5 protein-coding genes are annotated in these 8,146 nt (G+C 44.6%); all 5 read right to left on the bottom strand.

Annotated features, from left to right (window positions below; genetic code table 11):
- Positions 1–71 precede the first annotated feature (71 nt).
- The 5 genes from BN53_RS03595 to BN53_RS03575 all read right to left on the bottom strand — a co-directional run bounded on the left by BN53_RS03595 (position 72) and on the right by BN53_RS03575 (position 8,005).
- On the bottom strand, positions 72–1,463 hold the full coding sequence (locus tag BN53_RS03595) for an IS4 family transposase (protein ID WP_009558959.1): 1,392 nt from the start codon (positions 1,461–1,463) through the stop codon (positions 72–74).
- Between the two features lie 288 nt (positions 1,464–1,751).
- Positions 1,752–3,365: an ATP-binding cassette domain-containing protein gene (locus tag BN53_RS03590; RefSeq protein ID WP_040537301.1), complete on the bottom strand. Its 1,614-nt coding sequence runs from the start codon at positions 3,363–3,365 to the stop codon at positions 1,752–1,754.
- 535 nt (positions 3,366–3,900) lie between these two features.
- Entirely contained in the window at positions 3,901–4,038 is a 138-nt protein-coding gene (locus BN53_RS03585) for a helix-turn-helix transcriptional regulator (RefSeq protein ID WP_009559557.1), read from the bottom strand.
- An 81-nt stretch (positions 4,039–4,119) separates the two neighbouring features.
- The gene (gene tet(W) / locus BN53_RS03580) at positions 4,120–6,039 is read right to left on the bottom strand and encodes a tetracycline resistance ribosomal protection protein Tet(W) (protein ID WP_000691721.1); all 1,920 of its coding nucleotides are present in this window, start codon (positions 6,037–6,039) and stop codon (positions 4,120–4,122) included.
- A 574-nt stretch (positions 6,040–6,613) separates the two neighbouring features.
- A complete protein-coding gene (locus BN53_RS03575) occupies positions 6,614–8,005 on the bottom strand; it encodes an IS4 family transposase (protein WP_009558959.1) in 1,392 nt (463 codons plus the stop codon).
- Positions 8,006–8,146: the final 141 nt, after the last annotated feature.

The raw sequence follows: 8,146 nt of genomic DNA, 5'->3' as shown, positions 1-8,146 counted from the left end.
ACTTAAACTTCCCACACCAAAAAGAACTATGAAGCCTTGAAAACTCAATAGTTTAACCAGTAAATATTCAATTATGCTGCTAGTGATGGCGATATAGCCTCTTGCATGTACTTCGGGAGGCGGGAAATGAAAGCTTTGGTGAACCTTTCCATCTGCTCTTCTGTCAGTTGGAAGATCTCTTTCACGCTCTCGAACATGGCTTCCACCAGGATCTGAAGGGAGTGATGGAAAGTAATGTCCGCAAGCTCGTCTATCATGCAGTAAAAGAGCTCGCCTATTGTCCTATCATCTTCATCATCTCGCTTCTCAACTGACATGAACATGTAGCGCAGAAAGACGAAAGCCGTATGGGCAGTCAATGCATCATATGAGAGGCCGTGGTATTCAGTACCAAGTTTCAAGAAACTCTTGCAGGTCTTGAAGAAGACTTCGATGTCCCATCTTTTGCCGTAAATTCTGATGATCTCATTTTCATCGATCATCATGTCCGTGCAAATAAGAGCGATCCAATCTTTGCGGTTGGAGCGATTTCTTACGCAGACTATTCTGGCATCAACCTGGGCACCATCCTTGGCAGGATCTCCAACCTTTACAGGGACGGACAAGAGATATCTTGAACGACCTCGCCGCTTCTTGCATGCGCTGAAGATCTGCTTGACGTTCATCCGCTTACCATCGAACTCGTATGTGATCTTGGAACTCTTCTTCACCATGGCAATTACGTTTAGGTCACGTTGCTTGATCTGGACGATCTGATGAGGATTGGAGAACCAAGTGTCAAACATGACGTACTTAGCAGTAAGCCCTGCTTTCAAAGCTTGATCGAGTAGCTGGATAACTACATCGGTCCCCTTTGATTGGGCCATAATTCGTCTTTTGGCCGCGATTGTGCGCTTGTCGATCTTCTTGGTTGTCCCGATGACATTCTGATCATTCTTTGAGGACAAGAGAGATGAAGCGATTGGGACGAAGGAGGATCCATCAGTCCAACCCATGGTCATCATCCGAAAGCCCTTCTTGTAGGTCATCGAAACGTGGTCGAATACTTTGGCAGCCAGCTCAGTCTTCTTGTATCCAGTTCTGGAGTAGAGCGAATCGTCAAAGACGAAGCAATCCGCACGTTGGTCAGAGGTCAGATCTTTCAGATGCCCATTGACGATCTTCTCAGCTAGCAGAATAGTGAAGCGGAGCCAGTTGATATGTGGGTTCTGCATGAATCGATAGTAGGTGTTTTTGGAGAAGCCAGCAGTACACTTGCCAGACTTCTGTTGCATGTACATGCTTCTGTCTCGAAACACATTACTGAAGATGTATGAAAGGATCGACCAAAGAGGGATTCCTTTTGACTTGCGGAGCCCACATCTACGGAGAAGCTCCATAACTTTGTAGTCCTTGAAGAACTTTTCAACAGAACGGGCGATTTTAGGTTCATTTTCAGTATCGAATGATGGTAAACTAGACATAGCACAAGCCTTTCGTTTGATATTGATGATGTTGTGGTTGACTAAATTATATCAAGCGAACAAAGGCCTTGTGCTTTTTTATTGGCTAAACTATTGAATTTTCAAGGTACAAGCCCACTTTTGCAAGTGGGAAGTTTAAGTATATAAGGAGTGGGAGGGATTCCGCCGTAGTCGGCATTGTAGGAAAATCCAAAAGTTTAGATTTTCTCAAAATGCTTATCTTTTGGTCTTTGGTTCGGAATAGTGTAGTGCTGGCGGTCTATCTATTGTTTTCGGTTGCTTGCTTCTTTACCGTACATGAGCATTGCTTAAATGAATCTCCCGGTCAAATAACTGCCGCATCTCTTCAGTCAAGTTGTGTGCGATAAAAACAATCGTTGCATCGGTTTGAAGCAAATTCTGCAGAATCTCAAATCCATTGTGTGCATCAATGGCTGAGGTGCCTTCATCAATGAAAATCAGCTGACTGTCATGAATTTGTGCTCTGGCCAAAACCACTTTTTGCCGCTGGCCACCAGACAGGGCATGCTTGCCTTGATCGAGCTCCGTATCTACTCCTGCCGGAAATTTAGCCAGATCTTTTTCCAAATTAACCTGCTTAACAAAGTGCATTACCCGGTCATTCAGCTTGGAGTTAAACATCGTAATATTTTCCTTGATTGTACCTGGAAAGAGAACTGGATTTTGCGGAACATAGCCGATTTGAGACAGGTCTGGCTGTTTGATTTCCTGGCCAGCTTCGTTTTTAAAAGAAATCTTTCCAGTCGTCAATGGCAGCTCCTGCAGGATCAGTTTAAAAAGCGTAGATTTTCCAGTCCCGCTGTCCCCTGACAGTAAAATTTTTTCTCCCCGCTTGATTTGAAAATCTGGATAAGTAATTTTTTCCTCATTGCTAAAAGCCACAGACAAGGCTTGAACTGACAATGACTGAAAATGGTCCAAACTTTCTGTCTTTTCTGAGTGGTCAGTCTGAACCGCAAGCTGCTTTCTAAGCTTGGCGTTTAAAGTTTTGCTTGATTGCAAGACAGTATATTGGTTGATCACAACTCCCAGTTCAGTAAAAATCGTGCTGGCAAAGTTGCCAATGCTAAAGAAGACACCAAAATTCATCCGGCCAGTAATAATCAAGACACCTGAAACCAGCAAGATTAAGGCCTGGGAGAGCATGTTTGCGGCATTGTTGACGCCGCTGGCAAATTGCATCCGGCCAGACCAGCTGACATTGGCATCTTCAAGTTGCTTTCCTTGGACGGTCGTCACAGCCAGCAGTTTTTGCTTGGCGTGATATCTCTGCAAAACGCTCAAACCGCTAAACCATTTTTCCAGCATATCAAGATAGCGCTTGTTTTCATTAGAAATATCATCCGTAGCCTTTTGTAAAGCTGGAGATAAAAATCGTGGCATGAAAAACATCAACACTGCAAGGAACAGAATTACCAGCAATAAAAGCCAGTTATAGGTAAAGACAATGATTGAGGAAAGGACTACATCCAATCCACAAGCGGAAATTTTCAGCCATGGAGCCAGGAAATTTTCACCCAGCATGTTTAAATCTTGGGTCAAGCTGTTTTGAACGCCAGAAACTTTCGGTGCCTTGTTACCACTGCTGTAAATTTTTTCCACTTCAGCAGATCGAAGCTTGTGGAAATACTCTTGCGTCTGTTTATCATACAGATAATTAGCTCTATAAGACAGACCGCTGCCAATGGAATCAACCACAAAATTGATACCAATAATTGCCACGAAAAGCAACAAATTACCCTTGCGCAAGCTGTCCCCCAGCAGTGTCAGCAAGGCGTTGTTGCCAGCTAGAAATGCGCTGCCGCTAACAACCAACAAGATAATCGTGATAAACCTAACTCGATTGTTTTTGATAAAATTCGAATAATACAAAATACTCACGACCTTTTTAAAACTATAAAATTCCCATTTGCTTAGCTTGTTCTATCAAAATTTCATCATTGGAAAAGCCAAAATTGAAGAAAACGCTTTTCTCTATCTCTTACAATTTTTTCATAATCTTCCAATTGAAAATTTCGCGGAAGAAGCGATTTATACGATAAATTTTACATTAAAAAAATATAAAATGAACCCTTGAATTTTAATTTTATTAGATATTTACTGCAATAAACAATTTTAGGAGGTAACAAAATGAAAGAATTACATAAGTTACAACTGTTAGCACAAAAGGAAGTTCATTCTGATGTTAGACGAGTAACTTTTTATTGCAAGACAAATACAGTTAGTTGCGTTAAGTAATATGTTACTATTAAAAACAGATTCACTTATATATGCAAGAAGAGCAAAGCGTTTTGCTTTGCTCTTCTTTGTAATTAAGACATTACTCAACTTTCGATAGGCATTTCTACCCTATTTTTGCGACAAAAAAACTACCCAGTCAGCTAACCAGGTAGTTTCCCCAACGGACAAAATCCGCTTATCTTTTATTCCAATTCGATAGTGCCTGCCGGGTAACATTCAATTCCCCGGCTAGTTCTTCCTGTGTCATTCCCAATTGTGTTCGCAGATGACGTATTTGCTTTCCTGTTGTAATATTCGTCTGTTCCTGGTTCAAAATAGTTTCTCCTCTCTGATACTGATTTTATCAATGATATTTCGCAATAGCCAGCAATGAACGCTTGCATTGCGCAAGACGTTACATTATCTTCTGAAACATATAGCGCACCTTGTCCAGGCGGCTGTTTGGACGGCGGGGCTGGATGACTGGCTTGCCGACAGCGGCCTGATACCCTTTCAGTTCTGTAAGGCATACGCTCTGCCCGTTGGTGTAAAAGGCCAGATCAGTACGGTATGCCTGTATACAGCGGGCGGGAATCTCGCCAGTAAAGACAACTTCATCCTTTTTTACCTGGACCGTTTCGATGGTGGCACAGTATTTCGGTGCATCATGATAAGCCCTGGAAAGATATTCCCGGGGCGCATAGAGGGTGAAGGAGAGATAAGGTTCCAGCAGTTGCGTCCCTGATTCCTTCAATGCCTGTTCCAATACAATCGGGGCCAATGAGCGGAAGTCCGCCGGCGTGCTGACCGGACTGTAATAAAGCCCGTATTCAAAGCAAATCTTACAGTCCGTTACGTTCCAGCCGAACAAGCCCTGCTCCAGCCCGTAACGGATACCATCCCTGACAGCGTTTTGAAAACTCTGGTTCAAGTATCCCAGCGAAACCCGGCTCTCGTATTGTACACCGGAGCCAAGCGGGAGTGGTGTAACAGACAGTCCGATGGATGCCCAAAACGGGTTGGGCGGCACCTCGATATGGATGGTGTGGCTGGCTGCTTTGAGCGGCCGCTCCATATAAATGACGGTGGGTTCCTTTACCACTGTTTCAAGCTTGTATTTTTCCGACAGCAAAGCGGAAACAACCTCCAACTGCACCCGGCCCAAAAAAGAAAGAATGATCTCATGGGTGATGGAATCCACCTCGCAGCGCAAAAGCGGGTCAGTATCCGCAAGTTGCGTAAGAGCGTCCAGCAGCCGTTCTCTTTGCGCTGCCGTTTTCGGCGCAATCGACGTCCGCAGCATGGGGAGGGGGTCCTCACGCCACCTTTTACGAGGGAGCCGGGTTGGGTCCCCTAATACATCGTTTAACCTCACGCTGTCGCTGGGAAGGATAACAATTTCACCCGGATAAGCGGTGTCTGTCCGAACAATTTCCCCTTTGGATGGAATACGCATCTCTGTGATTTTCAGCTTTTCTCTCCCGGCCAGGGCCACCGTATCCCGCAGGCGCAGCGTTCCGCTGTATAGCCGTAGATAGACACGCCGCTGGCCGCAATCTGTATACTCCACCTTGAAAACGCTGCCGCATAGGGCGGCGCTCCCCTGTTCCCCAATCGGTTGGAACAGCCCTGTCACCGCATCCATCAACGGTTGAATGCCAAGGCCCTTTTTGGCGCTGCCATAATAGACCGGGAACAGGGAGGCGTCTTGAACCCGCCGCTGTTCCTCCCGCACAAGTTTTTCCCGGCTGATTGGTTCTCCTGCGATATACTTTTCCAATAATTTATCGTTATTTTCGATGACCGCATCCCATGCTTCTATGTCGGTATTTTCCTCCAGGACTATTTCCGGGGACAGCGACACCGTCTGCTTGATGATAATATCGGCGGAGAGCTTATCCCGAACAGACTGAACCACGCTCTGCAAATCAACGCCAGCCTGGTCGATCTTGTTGATAAAGATAACGGTGGGAATGTTCATTTTCCGCAGGGCATGGAACAGAATACGGGTCTGGGCCTGCACGCCATCTTTAGCGGAGATCACCAAGATGGCCCCATCTAAAACAGCCAAAGAGCGGTACACCTCCGCCAAAAAATCCATGTGGCCGGGCGTATCCACAATGTTGACTTTACATCTGTGCCACTGGAAGGAAGTGACTGCCGCTTGAATGGTAATCCCACGCTGCCGCTCCAAAAACATGGTGTCCGTCCTCGTTGTCCCTTTTTCGACGCTCCCCGGTTCTGAAATGGCTCCGCTGGCATATAGCAGGCTCTCCGTCAAGGTCGTCTTTCCAGCGTCTACATGGGCAAGAATTCCAATATTGATTATTTTCATGTGATTGTCCTCCCTTTACTGCCCCGAAGGGCATAAAAATCCCCAGCAGTAAAATACTTTTACCACTGGGGATGATAATTTGCGGACATACACATATACAGCATACACCTGTTTGTGAGTGCTGTTTTTGGGGATATGTCAAAATTGATAAGGCAAAAGTATTCTTAAATTGGGTACAAAAAACTAAGCCCCTACAAAAGGGACTATCATAATCCTTTGTTCCCACTATTTGATTATAGTTTTATTTAAGAATACCTTGCCGCATATTTTTTACTCCTTTTCTGGAATTGAATTATTATATCACATCAGTTTTAGGAAAACAAGTATCTAAAAGAAATTTTTCTTCCCCTTATATGTAACAATCATACCGGCTTCCTAACGTTCAGAATGGTTTCTACTGTCTGCTGCGGTGTTTGGTTGGAATTGTCCAGCCAAAAGCCGATCCGTGGTGTTGTCTGCATTTTACTAAATACAAATTCAATGTATACAGAAAGAAATATATAACTTAAACTTCCCACACCAAAAAGAACTATGAAGCCTTGAAAACTCAATAGTTTAACCAGTAAATATTCAATTATGCTGCTAGTGATGGCGATATAGCCTCTTGCATGTACTTCGGGAGGCGGGAAATGAAAGCTTTGGTGAACCTTTCCATCTGCTCTTCTGTCAGTTGGAAGATCTCTTTCACGCTCTCGAACATGGCTTCCACCAGGATCTGAAGGGAGTGATGGAAAGTAATGTCCGCAAGCTCGTCTATCATGCAGTAAAAGAGCTCGCCTATTGTCCTATCATCTTCATCATCTCGCTTCTCAACTGACATGAACATGTAGCGCAGAAAGACGAAAGCCGTATGGGCAGTCAATGCATCATATGAGAGGCCGTGGTATTCAGTACCAAGTTTCAAGAAACTCTTGCAGGTCTTGAAGAAGACTTCGATGTCCCATCTTTTGCCGTAAATTCTGATGATCTCATTTTCATCGATCATCATGTCCGTGCAAATAAGAGCGATCCAATCTTTGCGGTTGGAGCGATTTCTTACGCAGACTATTCTGGCATCAACCTGGGCACCATCCTTGGCAGGATCTCCAACCTTTACAGGGACGGACAAGAGATATCTTGAACGACCTCGCCGCTTCTTGCATGCGCTGAAGATCTGCTTGACGTTCATCCGCTTACCATCGAACTCGTATGTGATCTTGGAACTCTTCTTCACCATGGCAATTACGTTTAGGTCACGTTGCTTGATCTGGACGATCTGATGAGGATTGGAGAACCAAGTGTCAAACATGACGTACTTAGCAGTAAGCCCTGCTTTCAAAGCTTGATCGAGTAGCTGGATAACTACATCGGTCCCCTTTGATTGGGCCATAATTCGTCTTTTGGCCGCGATTGTGCGCTTGTCGATCTTCTTGGTTGTCCCGATGACATTCTGATCATTCTTTGAGGACAAGAGAGATGAAGCGATTGGGACGAAGGAGGATCCATCAGTCCAACCCATGGTCATCATCCGAAAGCCCTTCTTGTAGGTCATCGAAACGTGGTCGAATACTTTGGCAGCCAGCTCAGTCTTCTTGTATCCAGTTCTGGAGTAGAGCGAATCGTCAAAGACGAAGCAATCCGCACGTTGGTCAGAGGTCAGATCTTTCAGATGCCCATTGACGATCTTCTCAGCTAGCAGAATAGTGAAGCGGAGCCAGTTGATATGTGGGTTCTGCATGAATCGATAGTAGGTGTTTTTGGAGAAGCCAGCAGTACACTTGCCAGACTTCTGTTGCATGTACATGCTTCTGTCTCGAAACACATTACTGAAGATGTATGAAAGGATCGACCAAAGAGGGATTCCTTTTGACTTGCGGAGCCCACATCTACGGAGAAGCTCCATAACTTTGTAGTCCTTGAAGAACTTTTCAACAGAACGGGCGATTTTAGGTTCATTTTCAGTATCGAATGATGGTAAACTAGACATAGCACAAGCCTTTCGTTTGATATTGATGATGTTGTGGTTGACTAAATTATATCAAGCGAACAAAGGCCTTGTGCTTTTTTATTGGCTAAACTATTGAATTTTCAAGGTACAAGCCCACTTTTGCAAGTGGGAAGTTTAAGT

Origin of the sequence: Lactobacillus pasteurii DSM 23907 = CRBIP 24.76 (assembly GCF_000297025.1) — a bacterium.
In the GTDB taxonomy this organism is placed as follows: domain Bacteria; phylum Bacillota; class Bacilli; order Lactobacillales; family Lactobacillaceae; genus Lactobacillus; species Lactobacillus pasteurii.
The sequence above is the reverse complement of the archived record's forward strand: the minus strand, read 5'-3'. Positions and strand labels throughout refer to the sequence as shown.

Bases quoted from the DNA above. Each gene is read 5' to 3' on its own strand.
- BN53_RS03575 (WP_009558959.1), bottom strand. From the start codon at position 8,005: ATGTCTAGTTTACCATCATTCGATACTGAAAATGAACCTAAAATCGCC.
- BN53_RS03595 (WP_009558959.1), bottom strand. From the start codon at position 1,463: ATGTCTAGTTTACCATCATTCGATACTGAAAATGAACCTAAAATCGCC.